At 65.1% G+C, this 22,009-nt stretch carries 21 protein-coding genes; 9 read left to right on the top strand and 12 right to left on the bottom strand.

Annotated features, from left to right (window positions below; all coding sequences use genetic code 11):
• Nucleotides 1-47: 47 nt before the first annotated feature.
• The gene (locus CF70_RS34210) at nt 48-695 is read right to left on the bottom strand and encodes a response regulator transcription factor (RefSeq protein WP_035865894.1); all 648 of its coding nucleotides are present in this window, start codon (nt 693-695) and stop codon (nt 48-50) included.
• Between the two features lie 421 nt (nt 696-1,116).
• The gene (locus CF70_RS14950) at nt 1,117-2,403 is read right to left on the bottom strand and encodes an EAL domain-containing response regulator (RefSeq protein WP_081862184.1); all 1,287 of its coding nucleotides are present in this window, start codon (nt 2,401-2,403) and stop codon (nt 1,117-1,119) included.
• Nucleotides 2,404-2,705: 302 nt separating this feature from the next.
• On the opposite strand from CF70_RS14950, the gene CF70_RS14945 reads away from it, so the two are divergent.
• Together CF70_RS14945 and CF70_RS14940 are read left to right on the top strand one after the other, a co-directional pair.
• Complete coding sequence (locus tag CF70_RS14945; RefSeq protein WP_035865890.1) at nt 2,706-3,371, top strand: response regulator transcription factor; 666 nt, start codon at nt 2,706-2,708, stop codon at nt 3,369-3,371.
• 80 nt (nt 3,372-3,451) lie between these two features.
• A complete protein-coding gene (locus CF70_RS14940) occupies nt 3,452-6,514 on the top strand; it encodes an ATP-binding protein (RefSeq protein ID WP_035865887.1) in 3,063 nt (1,020 codons plus the stop codon).
• Nucleotides 6,515-6,584: 70 nt separating this feature from the next.
• On the opposite strand, the gene CF70_RS14935 is transcribed toward CF70_RS14940, so the two are convergent.
• From CF70_RS14935 to CF70_RS14925, 3 genes are all read right to left on the bottom strand, one after another.
• Nucleotides 6,585-7,157 (bottom strand): hypothetical protein, encoded by a 573-nt coding sequence (locus CF70_RS14935; protein WP_035865884.1) that lies wholly within the window; start codon nt 7,155-7,157, stop codon nt 6,585-6,587.
• Between the two features lie 100 nt (nt 7,158-7,257).
• Nucleotides 7,258-8,652 (bottom strand): carotenoid oxygenase family protein, encoded by a 1,395-nt coding sequence (locus CF70_RS14930; protein ID WP_035865882.1) that lies wholly within the window; start codon nt 8,650-8,652, stop codon nt 7,258-7,260.
• 101 nt (nt 8,653-8,753) lie between these two features.
• Entirely contained in the window at nt 8,754-9,380 is a 627-nt protein-coding gene (locus tag CF70_RS14925) for a TetR/AcrR family transcriptional regulator (RefSeq protein ID WP_035865879.1), read from the bottom strand.
• A 215-nt stretch (nt 9,381-9,595) separates the two neighbouring features.
• Between CF70_RS14925 and CF70_RS14920 the strand changes: the two genes are divergently transcribed.
• Nucleotides 9,596-10,525, top strand: coding sequence for a LysR family transcriptional regulator (locus CF70_RS14920; RefSeq protein WP_035865876.1), 930 nt, complete (start codon nt 9,596-9,598; stop codon nt 10,523-10,525).
• 70 nt (nt 10,526-10,595) lie between these two features.
• Here the strand turns inward: CF70_RS14920 and CF70_RS14915 are convergent, their stop codons facing one another.
• Together CF70_RS14915 and CF70_RS14910 are read right to left on the bottom strand one after the other, a co-directional pair.
• Nucleotides 10,596-11,105, bottom strand: coding sequence for a DUF6630 family protein (locus CF70_RS14915; protein WP_035865875.1), 510 nt, complete (start codon nt 11,103-11,105; stop codon nt 10,596-10,598).
• A 79-nt stretch (nt 11,106-11,184) separates the two neighbouring features.
• Complete coding sequence (locus tag CF70_RS14910; protein ID WP_035865874.1) at nt 11,185-11,874, bottom strand: ArsR/SmtB family transcription factor; 690 nt, start codon at nt 11,872-11,874, stop codon at nt 11,185-11,187.
• A gap of 85 nt (nt 11,875-11,959) precedes the next feature.
• On the opposite strand from CF70_RS14910, the gene CF70_RS14905 reads away from it, so the two are divergent.
• From CF70_RS14905 to CF70_RS14890, 4 genes are all read left to right on the top strand, one after another.
• Nucleotides 11,960-13,111 (top strand): cytochrome, encoded by a 1,152-nt coding sequence (locus CF70_RS14905; protein ID WP_081862183.1) that lies wholly within the window; start codon nt 11,960-11,962, stop codon nt 13,109-13,111.
• 98 nt (nt 13,112-13,209) lie between these two features.
• Nucleotides 13,210-13,584 carry an antibiotic biosynthesis monooxygenase family protein gene (locus tag CF70_RS14900; protein WP_035865870.1) on the top strand — a complete coding sequence of 125 codons (375 nt, stop codon included), beginning with the start codon at nt 13,210-13,212 and terminating at the stop codon, nt 13,582-13,584.
• 7 nt (nt 13,585-13,591) lie between these two features.
• Nucleotides 13,592-14,347 (top strand): sulfite exporter TauE/SafE family protein, encoded by a 756-nt coding sequence (locus tag CF70_RS14895; RefSeq protein WP_035865868.1) that lies wholly within the window; start codon nt 13,592-13,594, stop codon nt 14,345-14,347.
• Between the two features lie 143 nt (nt 14,348-14,490).
• Nucleotides 14,491-15,600, top strand: coding sequence for an alpha/beta hydrolase family esterase (locus tag CF70_RS14890; RefSeq protein ID WP_035865866.1), 1,110 nt, complete (start codon nt 14,491-14,493; stop codon nt 15,598-15,600).
• Here CF70_RS14890 and CF70_RS14885 read toward each other — a convergent pair.
• Both CF70_RS14885 and CF70_RS14880 read right to left on the bottom strand, forming a co-directional pair.
• A complete protein-coding gene (locus tag CF70_RS14885; protein WP_081862182.1) occupies nt 15,597-15,965 on the bottom strand; it encodes a 2Fe-2S iron-sulfur cluster-binding protein in 369 nt (122 codons plus the stop codon). The two genes, CF70_RS14890 and CF70_RS14885, sit on opposite strands and share 4 nt — an antisense overlap.
• Nucleotides 15,962-16,573 (bottom strand): IMPACT family protein, encoded by a 612-nt coding sequence (locus CF70_RS14880; RefSeq protein WP_035865862.1) that lies wholly within the window; start codon nt 16,571-16,573, stop codon nt 15,962-15,964. Before CF70_RS14880 ends, CF70_RS14885 begins: the two co-directional genes overlap by 4 nt.
• Before the next feature lie 305 nt (nt 16,574-16,878).
• Between CF70_RS14880 and CF70_RS14875 the strand changes: the two genes are divergently transcribed.
• Nucleotides 16,879-18,915 (top strand): PhoX family protein, encoded by a 2,037-nt coding sequence (locus CF70_RS14875; RefSeq protein WP_035865861.1) that lies wholly within the window; start codon nt 16,879-16,881, stop codon nt 18,913-18,915.
• A gap of 317 nt (nt 18,916-19,232) precedes the next feature.
• Nucleotides 19,233-19,850 carry a DUF938 domain-containing protein gene (locus CF70_RS14870; RefSeq protein ID WP_035865858.1) on the top strand — a complete coding sequence of 206 codons (618 nt, stop codon included), beginning with the start codon at nt 19,233-19,235 and terminating at the stop codon, nt 19,848-19,850.
• A gap of 410 nt (nt 19,851-20,260) precedes the next feature.
• Here the strand turns inward: CF70_RS14870 and CF70_RS14865 are convergent, their stop codons facing one another.
• The 3 genes from CF70_RS14865 to CF70_RS38955 all read right to left on the bottom strand — a co-directional run.
• The gene (locus tag CF70_RS14865) at nt 20,261-20,761 is read right to left on the bottom strand and encodes a hypothetical protein (protein ID WP_035865855.1); all 501 of its coding nucleotides are present in this window, start codon (nt 20,759-20,761) and stop codon (nt 20,261-20,263) included.
• A 171-nt stretch (nt 20,762-20,932) separates the two neighbouring features.
• Nucleotides 20,933-21,526: a DUF1439 domain-containing protein gene (locus tag CF70_RS14860; RefSeq protein WP_152561818.1), complete on the bottom strand. Its 594-nt coding sequence runs from the start codon at nt 21,524-21,526 to the stop codon at nt 20,933-20,935.
• 120 nt (nt 21,527-21,646) lie between these two features.
• Nucleotides 21,647-22,009: SlyX family protein (locus CF70_RS38955; RefSeq protein WP_414629452.1), on the bottom strand; the 363-nt coding region annotated here is incomplete at its 5' end.

Genomic DNA, 22,009 nt, shown 5'->3' with positions numbered 1-22,009 from the left:
GGGAAGTCGGCCAGAAGATGATGTTTGGCTTCTGCGACTACGTTTCATCAATGCTGGCCGACGCTGCTGTCAAGGCCATATCTGATGAGATCGGCATTGCTCTTTATTCCGAGCTTTCGCATGGCACTCATTTTTTGGCAGCTTATTGTCTGCTTGCCCTTCTTGAGAAGCGCTGCGATTTCACCGATGGTCATCCCGGAAATATAGAGGCGCATAACCTCCGATTCGCGGGGGGAAAGCTGTTGCGGTTGTTCGATATCGGACTGAAAACAAGCCAGGGCCGTACGGACCTGTGGAGAAACATATTCGCCGCCAGCAGAACTGACAAGAATGGCCGTGATTACTTCTGCTGCATCGTCATGCCACGCTACGATCGCGGAGACGCCAAGGGCCAATACGGACTTGATAATGGCGGGCTGCTTGTAGCTCGTCAGGACGACAATTTTCACGTCTGGGTGAAGACGCCGAAGACGAGAGAGGTAGGCCAGCCCATCTCCGGATTCGCTTCCGCGAATCGCGTAATTCGTAACAACAACATCACATTTGATGTCGGCTAATGTGCCAAAGAGTTCTTGTGACGTTTCACACGAAGCCAAGATGGTTATCTTCGAAATTGAATTCAGCGCGCATTTCAGGCCACTCAGCATCAATGGAGTGTCGTCAGCCAGAACAACGCTTATATTAAATTTACGCATATTAACCTTGGCGCCTTTTTGCAGATTAAATAGTGATCCCCTGTAACGGTGTGGGTGGGTGGTCTTTCAATATGTGTATGATGTACGATTTTCGGTCCCAAAAATATAGGACAAGTACGAAATTCACGCTCCTTAATAGGACGAGTCCTAATTTTAAGAATTGTTCACACTTTTGATCTTGCAGTGTCACAAACCGGGCCGGCCGCGCAGGCATGCCCGGCGATGCCGGCGCGAGCTTGCGGGAAGCAGGAGCGGATCAAGGCCAAAGCGTGAGCATTTGGGTGCTGCGGCACGCCACCAGCCATGTCAGGGAAGGCGCTGGGAGAGAGCGCCACACGATGATTCGTCGAGAATCACGGCGATCCGCTTCAGGTCAATTTGCAAGGCGGCGGAAAAGGACGGACGGGGCGACTGGCGGCCGTCAGCCTGCGGAGAAGAAGCGGGCTATGGCATCCCGCTGGATGGCGGGCGATATCAGGAAGCCTTGCGCCCTGTGGCAGCCAAACTCCTGGAGAAGCCGCAGTTGGGCTTCGGTCTCAACGCCTTCCGCGATAACGGTCATGCCCATCTTGCGCCCAAGCTGCACCACGCTCGAGAGGGCAGCACGGAAGGCATCGATCGTGGTGGCGTCCTTGATCATGGACCGGTCCAGCTTCAGATCCGTGAAGGGCGTCGCCACCAGTCTGTAGAACGAGCTGAAGCCGCTGGAGAAATCATCCTGGGCCAGGTCAAAGCCGTGCATGCGCAGGCGGCATGCGCCTGCGTAGTAGTTGCTTTCCTGCGCCGCCATGGAGTCTTCGGTCAACTCGAAACAGATACGCCGTGGATCGCCGTTGGCCGCTGTTACCTGCGCATGCAATCGATCGGGAAGATCCGGGTCATCCAGCAGCTTGGTCGTGAGGTTCACGCAGACGGTAATATCGAGGCCGCGGGCCTGCCAATCTTGTTGCGCGGCGAGTGTCTGTGCCAGCATGGTCTGCAACAGGCAGGCCTCGAGCCCCTCGCGCTCAATGGCGGGCAGGAAGGCGCCGGGCAGCAGCAGCCCGAATTTCGGGTGTTCCCAACGCACCAGCGCCTCCACCGCATGGCGCAGACCGTCGACCAGCGCGCACTGTGGCTGGAACCAGGCTTGCATTTCGCCGTTTTCCATGGCGGCGATCAGGGCATCGCGGTGAAACTCCGGGGTATTGCCGAGACGGGCGGGACGTACACGCTTCACGCTCTCGCGGTAGGCGCCAAGCGCGGCATGCACGCCTTGCTGTGTGAGCGGCTTCGGCAAGGTAGCCATCACCGCGATGCCCAGCGATTCAGCGACCTTGCGGGCGCCGACCAGTATCGGCCGCGGCGCGGTGCTTGTGATGACCAGCGCCGGTGCGATCGCAGACGCAGGCAGGCTCTGGATGATCTGGATGCCGTCGGCGCCGGCCACATTGAGGCCGGTGACAACCAGGTCGAAAGGGCATTCGCCCAGGCGCTGCAAGGCTTTGGCTCCGTCGGCGTAGCCTTCCACATGATGGTCGCCCTGACAGGCGAACATCTGCATCGTGGTGGAGAGGTGCTGCGGATTCTCTTCCACGACCAGGATGCGGTGACGGCTCGCGCTGCCCGGACCTGCAGGCTTATCGTGGGCGCGCGCGCCACAACCATGCAATGGGGTGCCGGGGAGTTGGGCTTGATGCAGCGCGAGGGTGCTGAGAGATCCTTTCATGCCGATAGGATAGAAGGATGGCCGGCATAAAAAAATAGGACGAGTCTGAATCTAGCGGTTGGAGCGAAAGAAATCGACGCGCCAGCCATGCCCGGCTGCCAAGTGAGGGGCACGGGCAGGGATCGTATACCATTGATATGGCCTACTTCGCACTTGCAGGCTGAAAAGTGATCAAAAAGTATCATTGCAACCGGGGTTGAAACCCTGGCGCCGTGTGGGCCAAGCACTGTGGGTGGCGACATTGCGCTATTTGCCATTCACACCTTGGGTGTCTTGTGCAACTTTCTACAAGCGTGGGCTTGATGGATGACTTTCATTTGCGTGTCATGGTGGCGGACGATCACCCAGTCACGTTGCTTGGCATAGCGCATTCGCTGCAAGGGGCCGGCGGCATCGAGGTGACCGGGACAGCCTCGAATTCCACGGAACTGATCGACGCGCTCGGCAAGCAGCCATGCGACGTTCTGGTGCTCGACTATGTCATGCCGGACGGTAAGTACGGCGACGGACAGGCACTCATCTCGATGATCTTGCGACGGTTCCCCGAGGTGCACGTCGTGACCATTACCATGGTGGACGATCCCGCGGTGCTGCGCGCCATTCAGACGCTTGGCGTGACCTGCATACTGAGCAAGTCCGATGCCATGGCGCATATCGTTACCGCTGTGCATGCCGCCTATACCGGTGGGCAATACGTGTCGCCCACTGTTGCGTCTTTGCTCGAAGACCAGGAGGACCCTGGCGCCACGCGCAAGCTGAGTGTCCGGGAGGCGGAAATCGTGAGATTGTTCCGGGCGGGCTACAAGGTGGGCGAGATTGCTGCCCAGCTGCATCGTAGCAAGCAGACCATCAGCGCGCAGAAGGCTGCGGCAATGAAAAAGCTTGGGGTCACGCGCGATGCGGATCTGATCCGCTACAGCGGCAACGACAAGCAACCGGAGCCGGAAGGCGGCCAAGAGGGCGCGTGACGCCGGCGCGCCTTGCGGCACGGTTCGCCGGGCTGAACGCCTGATAGATCCAACAGAATCAGAATGAAGTCAACGTCGCCGTGAAACTGAAGCCCCTTGTCAGGCACCGCATTTCCCGCGGTCGCCGCGACTTCAATCCTGAGCTGATGAAGCGGTATCAGCTTACCCTGCTATACGGCGGTGGTGCCGCACTATCGGCTTTCATCTTGCTGTGCTCGGTGTTGGCCTTGTGGATGGCGGTCAGTGACTACAATGCGGCGGCGCGCGCAGGGTTTCTGACGCAGGAGTCCAGGCTCATGGTCAGCATGACAGGGGCCGGCACGGTCCTGAAGCTGAGCACGGGCTATGCGGAAGGCGTGTGGGACCGCCAGGCGATGCCGTCGCCGGCCTTGCGCGAACAGTACCTTGCCAATCATGGTCAGCTGCGCATCAGCCGGGATTCGGGCCGCCGAGTCTATGCCGTGGCGGCCGAGGTCAGCGACGCCCGGCCCGCTTCGAGCTACTTGCCGCTTCTGGCCATGGTGGAGAAGCAGTTCAAATCCAGTTTGTTGCTGACGCGGACGTCCGATCTTTCCGCGAACACGTATTTCTATTCCGTGCACGGGGATTTCCTGGCTACGCTGGTCCGGTCTGGAAACGGCAACGATGTACCGGTGTCCCGCCTGCCCGATGCGCTCAGGTTGTTCAAGGAGACCTGGCCAGACATCGTCAGCCTCGCGCAGGCTGCGGTAGCCCATCCCGAAGCCACGCCGACGGACGTGATCTGGATGGAGCCGCGATTTGATCCGCTCTCGGGCGCGCTGGTGTTCCGCATCGTACAGTTCCTGTTTGACAGCGATAAAAAGCCGCTTGCCATCGTCGTTACCAACAGGCGTCCGGGCCGGTTCCTGAATGGCCTGCAGAATCCGGGTGAAGGGGGCGAGTTCGCCATTATCGACGGGCGCGGCAAGGTGTTGCTGACGCCGGACGCCAAGCGCAGCGCCTTCATCAGCCACGTGGCAGCCACGCATAACGGTGCGGCGGGGCCGGGCGTGCAGCAGACCTTCCGGGACGGCGTCTTCAAAGTCAGTGACAGCCTTCCGGGGACGGACTGGAGCCTCGTCTACGCTTATACGCCTTACACGATCCTGGCCGGCCTGAAGTATCGCGTGCTGGCGATGGGCGCCCTTGCCTTGACGGGATGGTTGCTGCTGTGGGTCCGCATTGTCATCTATCGCGACAAGATCCTCCTGCCTTCGTATGAGCGCGCGGTGCGCCTCAAGGAGAGCCAGAAGCTCAACCGCGCGCTGCTCCATACTGCGCCGGTGGGCCTTAGCCTGCTTGCGCAGGCCGATGGCAGCGTGATCGTGGACAACAACGTGATGGCCCGCTATGCCGAGCAGGTTGGCGAGCCGCCCCTGAACCAGCGCATGTGGGAACTCTATCGGCGCGCGTCGCAAGCGCGTGCGGGCAGCCCGAACAGGAACCGGCCGCTGGTCGCCCAGGAGTTGACCATCGGGGGGGCGGACACGCAGGACTTGACGCATCTGATGGTGAACTTCACACGTGTCAAGTATCGAGGGGAGGAAGCTCTGCTTTGCGCGTTGCTGGACATCAGCGCGCAGAAGAAGACGGAGCAGAAGCTCAGGGAGGCGCGCCAGGCGGCGGACCAGGCCAACAAGGCGAAATCCACGTTCCTTGCCACCATGAGCCACGAAATCCGTACGCCGCTGAATGCGATGATCGGCTGCCTGGAACTCATGGGGCGCTCGCCATTGTCTGCCGGCCAGCGGCGAAGGCTGGAGATCGTCGAGTCGTCGTCCGCTTCGCTGCTTCGCATCATCAATGACGTGCTGGACGTGTCCAAGGTCGAAGCGGGGCAGCTGACATTCGAATCCATTCCTTTCCGTTGCGACCAACTACTGCAGAATGTGCGCGACACGTTCGCGCCGCTTGCGGAGGCAAAAGGCCTGGCGCTGACTTGTGACATCTCTCCCGATGTCGACGGCTACGTTCTTGGCGATCCGACCCGGCTCCGGCAGGTGATCGCCAACCTGGTCAGCAACGCCATCAAGTTCACGGAATCCGGCCATGTGGTCGTTCGCGCCGCCTTTGTGCCAGACAACGAAAGATCTGTCGTGCAGTTCGATATTGCGGATACCGGCATCGGGATGGATCCGTCCGCCGTGCCAACCCTCTTCGCGCTCTACACGCAGGCCGACAGTTCCATCCATCGACGTTACGGTGGCACCGGCCTCGGGCTGCCGCTGTGCCAGCGCATTGTGGAAGCAGCGCAAGGCCAAATCTCGGTCGAATCCACGCCGGGGCAGGGCAGTACCTTCACGGTCAGGTGGCCATTGCAACGAACGGAGGCACCCCTCGAGGGCGCGCAGGACGGCGAAGCGGCGCCGGGCAAGGCATCGGACGCTGCAAGCGCGGTGGAGTCCGGTGACGGTGAACTGCCCATCCGGGTGCTGGTCGCGGAAGACCACCCGGCAACCCGTGCCATGCTGGCCGATCAGTTCGAGCAACTCGGCTTTGACGCGACGATCGTCGAGAATGGCGCGAAGGCGTTGGAGGCGCTTGCGCACAGGCAATATGACGTCGTGCTGACGGACATCGGCATGCCGGTGATGGATGGCTATGCCCTGGGCTCGGCCATCCGGCGGCAATATCCAGGCCTGCCTGTCGTCGCGATGAGTGCGCATAGCTCACCGGAACAGGCGCATCGCAGCCTGGAATCGTGCATTTCCACGGTCCTGGTCAAGCCCTTGCCGCTCGCCGTGCTGGGGCGCGTCCTGCGGTCGCGGGCTGGCCGAAGCGCGCCGAGAGAATCCGCTATTGACAAGACATTGCCGGAATCGTCGGAATTGCCGATCACCCCGCAGGTGTGCGAGGCGATGCGCACTACCACGCGGCAGACAACAGCGGCGATGACAGAGGCCTTGCGGGCGGGCAACGCCGACGCAGTCCTCAATGCACTGCACTCGCTGAGCGGAGGTTTTGCGCTGGTGGGAAATGCGACCCTGGCGGAACTATGCATCGGCCTGCAGCAGTTGGTTAGAAGCGAGGGGCTCGAGAGCTTTCAGGAACTGTGGCCAGCGTTCCAGCAGGAAATAGAAGAGGCGCTGGGGGCGTTGAAAGCCAGCAGTCAGGAAACCTGACGCACCGAATGAAGCTGCCAGGATGCGCCAACACCGCTCGCGATGACGCATCCGGAGTCCCCGCTTGCTTCTACGCCCGTGTCTGCCCCGCCCCGGCGGCCTCCGCCGCGCGCCGCACCGCAGCCGGATAGCGCACCGTAAAGATCACGGCACCGGCGAAGGCGGCCACCGTGGCCGCGATGTCGATCCACAACGGGATCGCGCTGACATATTCCGCCGCCGCGTCGGCGGCCACCATGATGGCCAGCGCGGCGGCCCACGCCAGCGTGATGTGGCGGTTCACCGCCAGGAAGCGCGGCGCGTTCCAGTATTCCTGCGGTACACGCTCGCGCGCATATTGCAGCGTGAACGGACGTCCGATCGCCAGCGAGACCGCAACGATGGCAAACAGGCCGGCATCCACCGCGAGCCGCACCGTGGCCACTGTCCATTGGGGCGCAGCGATTGCGGTATAGAGCAGCAGTAGCGCAAACAGCGCAAGGCTCCCTACCTCCAGCACCTTGAGCGATTCGCCACGCCGCCACATGCGCAGGCACATGGCCAGCGAGACGGCGCAGGCCGCGCCGAGTCCGGCCAATGGGGACGCCAGCCGCATGGCGATGAAGAAGGCGATGAAGGGGGCAAAGCCGGTCAGCATTCCCATGCTGGTCTCCTTGGTGTCGTAATGCGGTGATGCGGCACGATGCGTGTCGTGCCGTCTTGCGTGAATGAACAGGGCGGCAAGGAAGCGCGGCGGTTCCGGCTCAGTCCGCGCCGTGCCAGTTGCCGTGGAAGCCGAACGGCACGCGGTGCGAAAGCTGTACCGTGGCAACCGGGCCATCGGCCACCGCACCGGCGTCCAGCACCACCAGGTCGCTGCGCGCCTGCGCGCCGCGGTAGACCGTGGCCAGCAGCCATCCGTCGCCTTCGGCGCTGTCGGCCGCGCGCGGCACGAACACCGGCTCGGAGATGGCGTCGCCTTGCGGCAGCACATGCACCGCGCGCTTGCCGCTGCGCAGGTCGATGTGCGCCAGGCCGTCATAGCTGCCGCGCGCGCTGCTCTCGTGCTGGCGGAACGCGAAGTAGCCGTGGCGATAGGGCAGCGTGGAGAAGCGTTCGTCGAAGCGCGGGAATTCCCCCGGCATGTCGTCCAGGTACTCGCGCGTGAAACTGTCGGACTTGCCGGCCATGTCGAAGGTCCAGCGGCACAGGCGCGCACACTCGCCATTGGCGCTGGGATTGAACAGGGGCGCGCTCTCGTACTGCATCACGTCGGCGATGATCTTGTTGCCGGCTTCCCAGGCGTTCATGACGTGGAACACATAGCAGGCGTCGCCGCGGAACCAGCGCATCTGCGCGGCGCCGCCATTGCGCGGCATGATGCCGATGTGCGAACCCTTCTGCGGCTCCCACGCGTAGGCCGGCTCGCCCCGCATGGCGCGGTCCATGCTGCCGGTGAGCGGCAGGATGGGAAACAGCACATGGTTCTGCGTCACCATGAAATCGTGGACCATGCTGGGGAACGGCGCTTCGAAGCGTTCGAGGCGCTGCAACTGGCCGTTGCGGTCCACCACGCCGTAGCGCATGCCAGGCGTGAAGGGGCCATCGACGGAATAGGCGAAGAACACCATTTCACCGGTGACCGGGTCCACCTTGGGGTGCGCGGTCATGGCGCCTTTGAGCTTGCCTCCGTAGTCGACGTCGCCGCGCGTGGCCAGGCTCTCGCTGTCCAGCTCGACCGGCAGGTCGGCTTCTTCCAGCGCCAGCAGGCGGCCGGCGTGCCAGAGGATATTGGTGTTGGCCACGCCATCGTTCTGGCCAAGCACCGAGGCATCGGTCGTGGCGGGGTTGCCCCAGCTGCCGAACAGCGCACGCCCCGCGGCCTGCTCGCGCTGGAACTTATTGGTGCGCACCCAGCGGTTGCGGTAGCGCACGCGGCCATCCTCGATGTGGAAGGCGTGCACCATGCCGTCGCCGATAAACCAGTGGTACTGCGCGTCGCGCGGCGCGTATTGCGGGTTCGGGCCGTTGCGGTAGAGCGTGCCGCGCAGCGCGCGCGGCAGCTCGCCCAGCACCGGCAGGTCGGGCGCGTCGCATTCCATCAGGATGGGGGCGAAGTTGCCGCTGAGATAGGGGGACGACGGGAACGGCTGGCTCATCTCGTGCTCCTTGTTGACTGCTGCGGGGTTGGCTCCGGCGTGGCCGGGGGGGCCGGGTTCGTTGCCGGCTTGGTTACTTGTTGCGTTATTCGCTTATTCGCTTATTCGCTTTCAATGCCGGTTTCGGGCATGGGCGCGCGCATGCCTTGCACCAGCAGCCGCATCATCTCGGCATGGATGACGCGGAAACCGGGGCCGTCGGGCAGTTTGCCGGCCAGGCGTAGCATCACCAGGCCGTGGATCGAGGCCCAGATCACATAGCTCAGCACCTGCGGGTCGCCGTGGATCAGGCCGCGCTCCACCATGGTTTCCAGGTGCGCGCTCATGGTGCGGCGCGCGCGGGAGCCGGCGCGTTCCAGTTCGGGATAGCGGTCGTCGCCCGGCTGGGTCATGTCGAACATGAGCCGGTAGGCGTTGGGCTCGGCAAAGGCGAAGGCGAGGTAAGCCTCACCCACCGCGTGTGCCCGCTCGCGCGGCTCGCCGGCGCTGGCGCCGGCGGCTTCCAGCGCGGCGGCGAAGCGGTCGAACGCCGCCGTGCGCACGGCCGCCAGGATGTCTTCCTTGTCCTTGAAATAGCGGTACGGCGTCATCGGGCTGCAGCCCAGTTCTTCGGCGAGCTGGCGCATGCTCACGCTGGCTACGCCGCCTTCGGCAAAGCGGCGCTCGGCCACCGCGCACAGGCGCGCCTTGAAGGCTTCGATCTCGTCCTGGGTAAGGTTTCTTGCCATTTGTCCGTTGTGCTGCGATGGATGTTGTGTGCCCTTTGTGGCATATCGCCAGATGATCTGGTGTCTATGTTTTACAGTGTATATTTACGATGTAAATTGTCAAGGGAAGCTTTTGGCGGGAGAGGTCTGCGCGCCATTGTTCGCCATATGGGACAATCGCCCGCATTGACGCGCACGACTGATGGCGCGCGCAAGGCGGCAAAAGGGATTGGCGCATGAAGACGATCGAATGGAAGGACTGGGAGATTTTTTGCCGGGTGGTGGAAGGCGCGAGCTTCACTAAAGGGGCCGACCTGGCCGATGTGCCGAAGTCGTCGGCCAGCGCGGCGGTGTCCCGGCTTGAGGTGCAACTCGGCGTGCGGCTGTTCGAGCGCACCACGCGCCGCGTGCGGGTGACCGAACGGGGCCAGCAACTCTACGACCGGGTCGCCCCCCTCTTTAACGAACTGCGCGAAATCAGCGCCGAGGCAGTCTCCGTCAGCGAGCAGGTCAGCGGCACCCTGCGCATCTCCACTCCGTACGAGGTTGGCTCGCTGCATCTGTCGCCCAGCCTCACGCGGCTGCTGCGGCTGCATCCCGAGTTGCGCGTCGAGGTGGATGTGAGCTGGGAGCAGCCCGACCTGGTCGAGCGGGGCTACGACCTGGTGTTCGTGATGACCCACACCGGCTTGCTCGACAGCTCCTTCGCCAGCAAACGCGTGGTGCTGATCGATCGCGGGTTCTTTGCGTCGCCGGCGCTGATACGCGCACGCGGATTGCCGCGCACGCCGCAGGACCTGGCGAGCTGGCCGACGCTGGGCAATGCCGACGACCGGCGCTGGGAATTCCTGCGCGATGGCGTGGAGGTGGCGAGCCTGGCGGTGGAGCCGCGCATGCGCACGCAGAATGCGGAGATCCGGCTCAAGGCCGCCCTGGACGGGCTGGGCGTGGCGCGGCTGTCGCCGCGCTATGTGCAGGACGAGCTGGACCAGGGGCGGCTGGTGCGGGTGTTGCCTGCTTATTCGTCTGCGCCGCTGAAGGTCTATGTGCTGATGCCTGCGCGCAAGCTGATGCCGGCCAGCGTCAGGGTGTTTCTCGATGTGCTGGAGGAAACGTTGGGGCCTGGGGGCGCGGAAATTGTCGACACAGAGCCCAGCTTCAACTGACTAACAGGGAACGCGGAACAGGCAACGGGCTCCCCGGCCGGGAGGGGGCGGAACCCGCGTCCGCTCGCGCTCAATACGGCTGGTCGCCGGGCCGGATCTCCAGCCCCAGCGTTTCGGCCAGGCTGATCATTTCCTCGTCGTCCTCGCCGCGCGCCAGCCAGCCGGCATAGGCGTCGCTCTCGGTGTCCCAGTTCCATAGCGTGATGCCGGCCAGGCGCAATTGCTCGTGCGCCAGTTCCATCAGCTCGGACACGCTGGTTTTTTCCAGGAACTCCTCGTCTTCGGGATCTTCCACGCCCCAGTCGAGCTCGATGTCGAGGCGGGCGCAAAGCTCATCCATGCAGCTGATGAAAGACGGCGCGTCCTTCCAGTCCACATAGAAGCCGGACTCCCAGTCGATGACGTCCTTGAGGATCCACAGCAGCTCTTGTCCCTCGACCGCGTCCGCGTCGTCCGAATTGGCCAGCGCCTCGTCGAACAGCGTCTGCTGCTTCTCGATCATGGCGGGATCGTCGAAGTTGATCAGCTCGATCAGGCGCCAGAGCGCGCGGTGCGTTTCGTCATCCAGTTCATCGCTCATCGCATCAGCCCTCCATCGGTGCGGCGCCTCTACGGCGCGTTGAAAACGGGAATTCTAACCACGCCAGCGCGCCGGCCGCTCAGCCGGCGATGCGCGGGATCTCGCGTTGCCCGCGCGGCGTCACGCGCAGCGCGCGCGAGGTGGACGTGGGCTCTATCCATTTGCGGACCATCAGGCTATCGAGCAGCGCCGCGCCGAGCGCGCCGCCCAGGTGCGGCTTGCGTTCGCTCCAGTCGGGACAGGTGCAGGCGAATTGCCGCCGCTTGCGCCGCGCGACGTCGAGATCCACGCCGAGTTGCGCCATGCCTTGCGTGCCGCTCTCGGTAAGATCGACGGCCGTGCCGGCCACCACGATCCAGTTGGCGTGGGACATGCGCTCGAACAGCGCAACCGCAAGTTCCCCCGCGAGATGGTCGTAGCAGGTGCGGGCCTGGCGCAGCGCCGCGGGCGCGGTGCGCGAGGCGGGCACCGCGCGCACGCGCGGCGGCTGGCTCGCCAGCGACGCACTGGCCAGCGCCTCGATGGCAACGCCGATCTCGGGCGTGGCCAGCCGGTAGTAGCGATTGCGTCCGCGCGTCTGCACCGCGAGCAGCCCGCCCTCGCTGAGGCGCGCAAGGTGGCCGCTGGTGGACGATGCGGACAAGCCGGCGATGACCGCGAGCTCGCCCGCCGGGCGCGCGCTGCCGTCCATCAGCGCCCACAACATGGCGGCCCGTCCGGGGTCGGCAAGCAGGCTGGCCATCTGGCTGATGCCGGGAGCGTATTCCATAGTTCATCTCGCGGTGAAACAACGATCGCAGTATAGACGCATACTCACCAATATCAACCGCGTTCCCGCACCCATGCCGATGCCCATGCCGATGCCGTCAGATCCGCTTGCCGCCGTCACCCATCCCGACCCGACGCCCTACTACCGCGGCCTCGCCGCGCGTCGGCCTTTCTATCGCGACGAGGCGCTCGGACTGTGGGTTGCCGCCGGCGCTGCCGAGGTCGAGGCGGTGCTGGCGCATCCCGCCAGCCGCGTGAGGCCGCTCGCGCAGCCGGTGCCTCCCGCGCTGGCCGGCAGCCCTGCCGGCGCAATGTTTGGCGGCTTAATCCGCATGAACGACGGCGCTTGGAACGCGCCGCTCAAGGGCGTGCTGCGCAAACGCATGGGGGCCCTGGAGCTGGCCGGCATGCGGCAGCGCGTGTCGGCGCTGGCGCAGGATTTTCCCTTCGACCCGACGCAGCCTGGCGCTACCGTCAATCACTGGATGTTCTCCTTGCCGGTGCTGGCCGTGGCCGATGCGCTCGGCCTGGCGGTAACAGGCAGGCCGGGTGTGGCCGTGCAGGCCGCTGCGCAGGTGACGGCATTCGCGCGGGCCATGTCGCCGTTGGCGACCTCGCAGGAGACCGCCGCCGGGAGCGAGGCGGCGACCTGGCTGCAGGCATGGATGCGCGAACGCTTGTCGGCAGGCGAGCCGGACCTCGCGCCAGGCCGGCCGCTGGATGCGCTGCGGCGCGAAGCGCTTGCAGCCGGCGTGGCGCAAGAGGTGATCGCCACCAATGCGATTGGCCTGCTGATACAAGCGTGCGAGGCCACCGCCGGACTGGTCGGCAATATGCTGGTGCGGCTTGGCAGGGAGATGGCGCAAGACCGGCACCCGGACGCATCCGGCGCGTTGCGCGATGTCGCCGCACTGGTGCTGCGCGAAGATCCGCCGGTGCAGAATACGCGGCGCTTCCTGGCCGCCGACGCACGCCTGTGCGGCGCGGACCTGAAGGCCGGCGATGCGGTGCTGCTGGTGCTGGCGGCCGCTTCGCTCGACGAGCGCGTGCCTGCCGATAGCGCTCGTCCGTGGACCTTCGGTGCCGGCCGTCATGCGTGTCCCGGCGACGCGCTGGCCGTCTCGGTGGCGCAGGCGGTTGTTGCCGCGCTGCTGGTACGCGGCGCGGATCCCGCGGCGCTGTTGCGGGCATTTCGCTACCGGCCCTCGCTCAATACGCGCATTCCGCATTTTCTCTGAGCGCCGGAACCGCCAGACACCTGGCAAACCACAAACACCGGAACCACCGGAACCACCGCAATCACCGCAATCACCGCAATCACAAAGGAACAACCGCCATGATCGCAGTCATCTTCGAAGTCGAGCCCGCCGAGGGGCGGATGGATACCTATATGAACATCGCCGCGCAACTGCGGCCCACGCTGGAAGCCATCGACGGCTTTATCTCGGTGGAGCGCTTCCAGAGCCTGACCAACCCCGGCAAGCTGCTGTCCCTCTCGTTCTTCCGCGACGAAGCGGCGGTCATGGCCTGGCGCAACACGATGGAGCACCGTCACGCGCAGTCGGCCGGGCGCGGCGGCGTGTTCGCCGGCTATCGCCTGCGGGTGGCGCACGTGCTGCGCGACTACGGCCTGCACGAGCGCGAGCAGGCGCCGGCCGATAGTCGCGCCGTGCACCAGCCCATCGCGGCGCCGTCATCGCAGGCAGAGTGAGCGGGCCATGGAATCGACATTCCTGAGCGCGCAGATTGCGCTGATCGGCTTTACCTTCCTGCTCGCCGGGCTGGTCAAGGGCGTGGTGGGGCTGGGCCTGCCGACCGTGGCGATGGGGCTGCTCGGCCTGGCGATGCCGCCCGCGCAGGCGGCGGCGCTGCTGGTTGCGCCATCCATGGTGACCAATGTGGTGCAACTCTACAGCGGCCCGCGGCTGGGCCAGCTGGCGCGGCGGATGTGGCCCATGCTGGTAGCCATCTGCGTGGGCACGTGGCTGGCGGCGGCGCTGATGCCGGCCAGCCTGATGGTGCACGCCACGTCCTGGCTGGGCGTGGCGCTGGTGCTGTACGCGGTGCTGGGGCTGGCCGCTTTCCACCCGAAAGTGCCGGCTGCCGCCGAACACTGGCTGGGGCCGCTCGCTGGCGTGATCACCGGCGCCATCACCGCCGTCACGGGCGTGTTCGTGATTCCGGCGCTGCCCTATATCCAGGGCCTGGACCTGGACAGGGAGACGCTGGTGCAGGCGCTGGGTTTGTCGTTCACGGTGTCCACCATCGCGCTCGCGGTAAGCCTGGCGATGAATGGCGCGTTGCTGCACACGCCTGTCCTCGGCGCTTCGGTACTGGCGCTGCTGCCCGCGCTTGGCGGCATGTTCGTCGGCCAATGGCTGCGCCACCGCATCAGCGCGACGCGGTTTCGCAAGCTGTTCTTCTGCGGGCTGCTGCTGCTCGGCGCCGAGCTGGCGCTGCGTGGGGTCTTTTAGGCTCGCGTGCTGCGCGGGAAAGCCTGACAGAACGTCCTGCCGCACGGCATACTGGTGCTGCGCTGCAGCGAAACGCTGCGCGTCCATGCCAGCCATGCGCCCCTGACGGCGCATTCCATCACCGCGCGCGGGAGATGCCGCCGATGACACGTCGCAAGAGCAGTGGCAGCAAACTCTGGAGCACCCTCGGCAAGATCGCCACCCGCAACATGCGGCGCGCGCAGCGCACGGTCACGAAGTCCGCAATCAAAACGGCGGTGAGGCAGGGCGAGGCCATGAGCAAGGCCACGCAACGCGTGTTGAGCGGTGTCGTGTCCCCGGTGCCGGCGCCGGCAGGCCGTGGCGGGGGGCGCTGGGAAGAAGGAAGCTGGGGGCTGGGGCCACTCGTGCAGCGCCGTTACCGGCTGTTTATTCCGCCAGGGGTGAGCGCTTCGCGTCCGGCGCCTTTGCTGGTGCTGCTGCATGGTTGTGGCCAGGACACGGCCAGCTTTGCCGCATGCACCCGCGCCGCAGTGGTGGCGCGCAGCGCGGGTTGCGTGGTGCTGATGCCCGAGCAATCCTCCCACGCGAACGCGCAGCGGTGCTGGAACTGGTTCCGCTCTTCCGCGCGCGTGGTGGCCGAGGCGAGTCTGCTGATGGCCGTCGTCGAGCATGTGTGCCAGCAGCGCCCGATTCGCCGCGATCGCGTGTTCGCGCTTGGCCTGTCGGCCGGCGGCGCCATGGCGCAGATACTGGGGTTGCGCTATCCGGATCGTTTCGCCGCGGTGGGTTCGCATTCCGGCGCGGTGCCGCTGAGCGCGTCCAACGCCGCGCAGGCGGCGCGCGTCATGCAAGGCAAGGGCCATCCCGACGTGGAGGCCGCGCGACTGCTGCTGGCGGGGCGCCGCCCGCCGCCCTTGCTGCTGGTGCACGGGGATGCCGATCACGTGGTCCACTTCGACAACGCGCTCGCTTCGGCCGCGTTGTGGCAGCAGTTGTTGCCGCAAGCGCCCGTGCTGGCCGCACCGCGCCGGGGGCGGCGCGGGCAGCGGCGGCCCTTCAGCGTCTATGCATGGTCGAGCGAGCGGCAGCCCTATGTCCGCCTGGTGCGGATCGAAGGGCTCGGGCATGCATGGAGCGGCGGCCCGTCCAGCCAGGCCTTTGCCGATCCTTCCGGCCCGGATGCGCTGCGTATCGCGTGGCAGTTCTTCATGCAGTGCCTCGCTGCGCGGGCCGCGCCGGCGCGAAGGCGCAAATTGGTGAGAGTGGCTTAAGGCTGGGCAGCGCCCGGCTGGACCGCCAGCGGCGCCTCTATCACCACATCGCTCTCGGGGTACGCCACGCAAGGCAGGATATAGCCCTCGTCGCGCTCGTCGTAGCTCACGCCCGGCCACTCGATGCGATAGGCAATTCGCCCCGCGGACAGCCGGCACAGGCAGGTGCGGCAGGTGCCATTGCGGCACGAACTGGGGAGTTGCACGCCGGCGAGCAGCGCGGCTTCCAGCAGCGTTTGCGTGGGCAAGGCGGGAAAGCTGCTGCCCAGCGGCTCGACGCGCGCGGCAAAGGCCGGCGAGGGTGGTGTGGTGGCACCGGCCGCGTCGCCGGATCTCAGATCGGGTGCGTGCGGGCCGTTGCTCATGACTGCGCCTCGCCATCGTCCGCGCCGGGAAAGCGGGCGCGGCCATGCGTGGCGTCGCGCAGCGCGGCACGTGCCGCGTCCAGTGCGCTGGCCGGCAGGCGGATCGTCAGCCGCGCGGCCGTGCCATGCTCGCCATGCGCCAGCATGTGGCCCTCCTGCTCGATCCAGCGGCGCACGCGCGCCTCGTCGGCGTAGTCCACCTCCGCAACCAGTTCGGCATAGGCGATGCGCTCGATGGGCTGCGCATCCTTCAGGGCCGCGGCGATGGCATCCGTATAGGCCCGCACCAGTCCACCCGCGCCCAGCTTGATGCCGCCGTAGTAGCGCACCACGGCCGCCAGCACGCCCTCCAGTTCATGGTGGCGCAATACCTCCAGCATGGGCCGGCCGGCGGTGCCGGAAGGCTCGCCATCGTCCGACATGCCGGACTGGCCGCCCGCCAGCAAGGCCCAGCAGACATGGGTGGCGGTGGCGTGCGCTTCGCGCAGGCGCTGTAGTTCGGCCATGGCCGCTGCGCGGTCCTGCACGGGAATTGCGTAGCCGATGAAACGGCTTTTGCGGATTTCCAGGTCCGCCTGGACGGGAGAAGCGAGGGTGTAGGTCGGCACGGGTGGGGCCACGTCACGGCGGGCCAAAAGCGGCGCCAGCGGGCTGAGAGCTAAGGGAATCGGCTCCTGGCAGGGAGCGTGCGCCAGTGTACAACAGCGGCCCCGGCCGTCCGGGATGTGCGGATTGCGCTGATTGCGCGGACGGCCCCTGGATGTCTGCAATTTAAGACACTTTCAACAAGTTGTAACAAATCATTCATAGGATGCGAGTCGGCCTGAACGCCACGCGGCTCCCCACAAGCGCGCGGCAAGGCGGCGCAGCGCGTGCCGCCCAATCACTCACATAATCGAAACGGGAAAGAAGAATGCTCGACAAACCGGACGCATCCCGCCGCAAGGCGCTTAAATTTCTGGCCGGCGCACCCATGCTGCCGCTGGGCCTTGGCGCTTCCGCCTTCCTGGTCGGCTGCGGCGGAGACGGCGACGCGGTAGCCGCGCCGGTGCCGGCGCCGGCACCGGCGCCCGGCACGCCCGCCGCCGCCACCTTCACCACCGCCGAGTTCACCGGCATGGCGGCGCCCACGCTGGCCAACCCGGCCGCGATGGCGACCACCACGGTGGGTTCGAGCCTGAAGGTATCGTTCAGCGATGGTAGCAGCCAGACCTTCAAGCTAGCCTACCAGCCCTTCTTCGTCACTGGCGACATGGTCCCGGACGGCGTGGGCGGCACCATCCTCGCGGGCGGCTATGTCGACATCAACAACCAGCCCATCATCGACACGTCGGTGGCCGGCAAGGAGCGCCAGTTCTTCTCGGACTCGCCGGACGGCACCTCGCTGCTCAAGATCGACGGCGCCAAGGTGGCCGGCGTGAAGGGCAACACGGTATTCGCCGTCGTGCAGTTCGAATACACCACGCGCGACCAGCTCGGCACCGACACCTACGGCCGCCTGCCGTCGCCGATCGCCGTGCTCACGCTGGACCAGGACCCGGCCACCGGCAAGCTGGCGCTGGTCAAGTACCACAACGTCGACACCTCGGGCGTCAACGGCCTGTGGATCACCTGCGGCGCCAGCCTGTCGCCGTGGAACACCCACTTGTCCAGTGAAGAGTATGAGCCGGAAACGTTCCCCAATGCGGCGGATGTGAGTACAGGCGTGGGATCCTATTCCGACCAGATCGACCAGTACACGAAGTTCGCCAAGAACCTCTACGGCAATGCGAACATCGCGTTCAATCCCTATCTGTATGGCCATCTGCCCGAAGTGACGGTCAATCCGGACGGCACCGGCACCATCAAGAAGCACTATTGCCTGGGCCGCATCTCGCACGAACTGGTGCAGGTGATGCCCGACAACCGCACCGTGCTGATGGGTGACGACGCCACCAACAGCGGGCTGTTCATGTTCGTGGCCGACAAGGAGAAGGACCTCTCCGCGGGCACGCTGTACGTCGCCAAGATCGGCGCTGGCTTCTCCATCGATCCGGCGGCTCCCGGCGCCGACCTGTCCTGGGTCAGGCTCGGCCATGCCACCAGCGCCGAAGTCGAGGCGATGGCCAAGTCGAACCGCCCGGTCGACGTCATGGACGTCAAGTGGACCGATCCCAGCGACTCCGCATACACCAAGATCTTCTCCGGCGGCAAGGCGCAATGGGTCAAGATCCTGCCGGGCAAGGACAAGGCCGCCGCCTTCCTGGAAACCCACCGCTACGCCTACCTGAAGGGCGGCAGCATGGGCTTCACCAAGATGGAAGGCACCACCGTCAATATCAAGGACAAGGTGGCCTACTCCGCGCTGCAGAACATCCAGGACTCGATGGTCACGAACAACGCCAAGGGCTGGAATGCACAAAGCGGCATCTCGGTGCCGGCCCCGGGCCTCAAGGCTGGCGGCGTGATGCAGCACAACCTCGCCGGCGGCCAGAAGGACCTGGACGGGGCCGCGATCAACAGCGAATGGGTGCCGGTGCATACCAAGGCCCTGATCGTCGGCAAGGACATCGGCGCGGACGCGCTGGGCAATACCGGCGACCCCGAGATGATCGCCAATCCGGACAACCTCAAGTTCTCGGAGAAGCTGCGCACCCTGTTTATCGGCGAGGACAGCAGCCAGCACGTCAACAACTTCCTGTGGGCCTACAACGTCGACACGAAGAAGCTGTCGCGCTTGCTGTCGGTGCCGGCGGGCGGCGAATCGACCGGCCTGCATGCGGTCGATGAGCTCAACGGCTGGACCTACATCATGAGCAACTTCCAGCACGCCGGCGACTGGAGCAGCCTGCATAACACCGTGAAGGCCGCGCTGGATCCGCTGGTCCGTGCCAACTACAAGGACCGCTTCGGTGCGGCAGTCGGCTACCTGACGGCCGATGTGACCAGCGTGAAGACGAGCAAGGCCTGAGTGCGGACTGCACCACGCGACCACGCGGGAGGTTGAGCCCGGTGCGCAGGCACCGGTAATCCTGGCCGCGGGACGGTCCAGGCGGGCGCGGCAGAACGCCCCCGATGACAATGTCGTCGGGGGCGTTTTGTTTTGTGCCCCCGGGTTTGGCGGCGTGAGCAGCCGGACAGGCCGCCGGCGGCCCCGGTGGCGGGGGATAGGGCATGCCTGCTACGCTTGCGGCAGCATATTGCCGGTGGCTCGATGTTCCGCGCCCTATTGCCCTATTGCCCTATTGTCCAATTGCCCTATTCCGTTCCCAAAACAGGAGAAACGACATGCCGAACCAAGATGGCCAGCTTGACGCGCGCCGGATCGCGCCGGCCACCGACCGCAACCGCGATGCCATCCTGGCCGTGCTGCGCCGGGTATTGCCGCAGAGGGGCCTGGTGCTGGAAGTCGCCAGCGGCACCGGCCAGCACGCGGCGTATTTTTCCGCCGCGCTGCCGGGGCTGACCTGGCAGCCGAGCGATCCCGACGCGGCGGCGTGCGCGTCGATCGAAGGCTGGGCCGCGCATGCCGGCGTGGCCAACGTGCTTGCGCCGCTGGTGCTGGACGTGCACCAGCCATCCTGGGGCATCGAAGCGGCGCAGGCCGTGGTGTGCATCAATATGATCCACATCGCGCCGTGGACGGCGGCCCAGGCGCTGTTCGCCGGCGCCGGGCGCCTGTTGCCCGCCGGCGGCGTGCTTTACCTGTACGGCCCCTACCGGCGCAACGGCGAACACACCGCGCCGAGCAATGCCGCGTTCGATGCGCAGTTGCGCAATGCCGACCCGGAATGGGGCGTGCGCAATATGGAAGACGTGGCGGCGCTGGGCCAGGCCGCGGGTTTCCGCATGGATGAGCCCATCCCGATGCCGGCCAATAACTTCAGCCTGGTATTCCGGAAATAGGAAACTGCCGGCCGAATGCTGACGGATCGCAGGCTGAATTGCCGGGATGGATTCTGGCTAACGCCGGGGGCAGGGAATCGCGGAAAGGGTGATTTGCGTCTTCCGCCCGGGTGTCCGCTCAACGCTTGGTTGGAGTATTGGCTTAAGCATTGGCTTAAGACCTGGCGGAAATGATGCCGGGAATGCGGGGTGATCGGGGCGCGTGTTCACGCGATCGTGCCGCGATCGTGTCGAATTGGCCGATCGGTCAGGACTGCCGGAAAGTCCGGGGATTTCGAAAGGAGATGTCCGGCTGGCCCTGCCAGGCGCCAGCCGGTTCGCACAGAAGTGGTGCGCGAAAGGGGACCGAAGCATGGCGCGGATTGCCGCGCGCATGTCCGGGCCGCCTGCCGTGCTGGCCCTCGCGCGATTTACTTCGCGGCGACAGGCGCTTCTGCCTCGACCTTGACGGCCACGGCCTTCTTCGGTGCTGCCGGCTTCTTGGCGGCGGCCTTCCGGGGAGCCTTCGGCGCTGCTGCCTTGGGAGCGGCGGCCGGCTTGGCGGCCTTCGGTGCAGCTGCCTTCTTGGCGGCGGCCGGCTTGGCTGCAGCCTTCTTTGCCACGGCGGCCTTCACCACCGGCTTCTTGGCAGCGGGCTTGGCCTTTGCCTTTTGTGCTGCCAGCTTTTCCTTGGCGGCCTGGCGCTCTGCCAGCACGGCTTGCTTGGCGGCTTCGGCAGCCACCTTGATTTCGCGCTTGGCGGCTTCGATCGCCTTCTTCGCGTCAGCGCGCAGCTTCAGCAGGCCCTTCTTTGCAGCTGCCAGTTCGCGAGCCAGCACGCTGGCCTTCTTTGCCGGTGCTGCTGCCTTCTTGGCGGCTGCCGGCTTGGTCTTTGCTGCTGCGCTGGTTGCGACTTTCTTTGCTACGGCCATTTGTATTTACCCGTTAGTTGTAGGAGCGCGGAGTATAACCGGTCGCGCGCGATTACTCGCGCGCCGTGATATTAATCGGTGTGGTTCCTGGCTGAATGCGTGCGCGGATACAACATTTCCTGCACGGCAATGGCAGGGGCAATCGATGCGAATACGCAATACGTATTGCGTTTAACGCGTATTGACCTGGACCTTGATGCCATCGGGCAGCACGGTAATGGCGCCTGGCTCCACATCCTTGCCGGCGATGCGCAATTGCTCCGGCGTGAAGGTGTAAAGCGGGTAATCGCGTAGCAACTGCTGCGCCACCACGGCGCCGATCGCGTTCAGTTGCTCCCCGTATTGCGCCGGCATGCCGCTTACCTGGACCCGCTCGACGGATGGATTGTCGAGCAGCACGGCGCGTTTTGCCGGATCGTATTTGAGTGCGCTGCTGAGCGAAAGCGTGCCGTTGATCGGCGGCGCCGGCAGCAGAGTATTGCCGAGTTGAGCGTCCATCTGGGTGGTCACGCGATTATTGGCGCCGTCGAATACCAGGCGCGGATGCGTTAGTTGCACGTCGATTACCTGGCCATAACGCAGCGTCGCGGGAAAGCGCTTTTCCACGGCGGCTTGCAATTCCTCGCGGGTGAATGTGTATTCGCCGGTCCAGACGTTATAGCCGGCCCAGGCGGTGGCGGCGCCAAGCATGGTGAGTGCCGTGACGGCTTTCAAGGTCCTGGCCCGGATGGACCGTGCGGGCAGGAGCGGGGTGCGGGGTTGCATGGGCGGCATGGTGCGGTGCCTCCAGGTTGGCGTTTTGCGCGTTACCCGGTCTGACCGCGGTGGTGGTGGCTTTGTTCAATCGTGGCGGATTTTGCCGTTTTGGCGTGCCGCCATGTGTTCTCAATAATGTGGCGGGATTTCGTGCTGTGGGCCGCCTTCGGTGCCGCCGGTGCCGCTGGAGCGCATTTGCTGGTAGAGCGCCTGCAACTGCTCTTGCAGCAGGTCGATCTGGCGTTGTTGCCGTGCTACGGCGAGGTTGAGGCTGTCGAGGAGGTCGTCCTGGAAGGCAACCTTGATTTCGAGTTCGGTCAGGCGGGAATCCATTTTTGTGTTTTCCTGGGGGGGTGGGGAATTGTAAGGCTTAATGGTTGGGTGGTTTTTTGATGGGGTTTGATGGTTTGAGTGGGTGGTTTGGGTTGTTGGTTGTTGGTTGTTGGACTCAAGGGCTTGGTGCGGTTTTTTCGCTGCGTGGTCTTGTTTGAA

This window comes from Cupriavidus sp. SK-3 (genome assembly GCF_000611145.1).
GTDB lineage: Bacteria > Pseudomonadota > Gammaproteobacteria > Burkholderiales > Burkholderiaceae > Cupriavidus.
Note: the sequence above shows the minus strand (reverse complement) of the source record. Positions and strands in the feature narration are given on the sequence as shown.

Bases quoted from the DNA above. Each gene is read 5' to 3' on its own strand.
- CF70_RS34210 (WP_035865894.1), bottom strand. From the start codon at position 695: ATGCGTAAATTTAATATAAGCGTTGTTCTGGCTGACGACACTCCATTG.
- CF70_RS14950 (WP_081862184.1), bottom strand. From the start codon at position 2,403: ATGAAAGGATCTCTCAGCACCCTCGCGCTGCATCAAGCCCAACTCCCC.
- CF70_RS14945 (WP_035865890.1), top strand. From the start codon at position 2,706: ATGGATGACTTTCATTTGCGTGTCATGGTGGCGGACGATCACCCAGTC.
- CF70_RS14935 (WP_035865884.1), bottom strand. From the start codon at position 7,157: ATGGGAATGCTGACCGGCTTTGCCCCCTTCATCGCCTTCTTCATCGCC.
- CF70_RS14930 (WP_035865882.1), bottom strand. From the start codon at position 8,652: ATGAGCCAGCCGTTCCCGTCGTCCCCCTATCTCAGCGGCAACTTCGCC.
- CF70_RS14925 (WP_035865879.1), bottom strand. From the start codon at position 9,380: ATGGCAAGAAACCTTACCCAGGACGAGATCGAAGCCTTCAAGGCGCGC.
- CF70_RS14920 (WP_035865876.1), top strand. From the start codon at position 9,596: ATGAAGACGATCGAATGGAAGGACTGGGAGATTTTTTGCCGGGTGGTG.
- CF70_RS14915 (WP_035865875.1), bottom strand. From the start codon at position 11,105: ATGAGCGATGAACTGGATGACGAAACGCACCGCGCGCTCTGGCGCCTG.
- CF70_RS14910 (WP_035865874.1), bottom strand. From the start codon at position 11,874: ATGGAATACGCTCCCGGCATCAGCCAGATGGCCAGCCTGCTTGCCGAC.
- CF70_RS14905 (WP_081862183.1), top strand. From the start codon at position 11,960: ATGCCGATGCCGTCAGATCCGCTTGCCGCCGTCACCCATCCCGACCCG.
- CF70_RS14900 (WP_035865870.1), top strand. From the start codon at position 13,210: ATGATCGCAGTCATCTTCGAAGTCGAGCCCGCCGAGGGGCGGATGGAT.
- CF70_RS14895 (WP_035865868.1), top strand. From the start codon at position 13,592: ATGGAATCGACATTCCTGAGCGCGCAGATTGCGCTGATCGGCTTTACC.
- CF70_RS14890 (WP_035865866.1), top strand. From the start codon at position 14,491: ATGACACGTCGCAAGAGCAGTGGCAGCAAACTCTGGAGCACCCTCGGC.
- CF70_RS14885 (WP_081862182.1), bottom strand. From the start codon at position 15,965: ATGAGCAACGGCCCGCACGCACCCGATCTGAGATCCGGCGACGCGGCC.
- CF70_RS14875 (WP_035865861.1), top strand. From the start codon at position 16,879: ATGCTCGACAAACCGGACGCATCCCGCCGCAAGGCGCTTAAATTTCTG.
- CF70_RS14870 (WP_035865858.1), top strand. From the start codon at position 19,233: ATGCCGAACCAAGATGGCCAGCTTGACGCGCGCCGGATCGCGCCGGCC.
- CF70_RS14865 (WP_035865855.1), bottom strand. From the start codon at position 20,761: ATGGCCGTAGCAAAGAAAGTCGCAACCAGCGCAGCAGCAAAGACCAAG.
- CF70_RS14860 (WP_152561818.1), bottom strand. From the start codon at position 21,526: ATGCAACCCCGCACCCCGCTCCTGCCCGCACGGTCCATCCGGGCCAGG.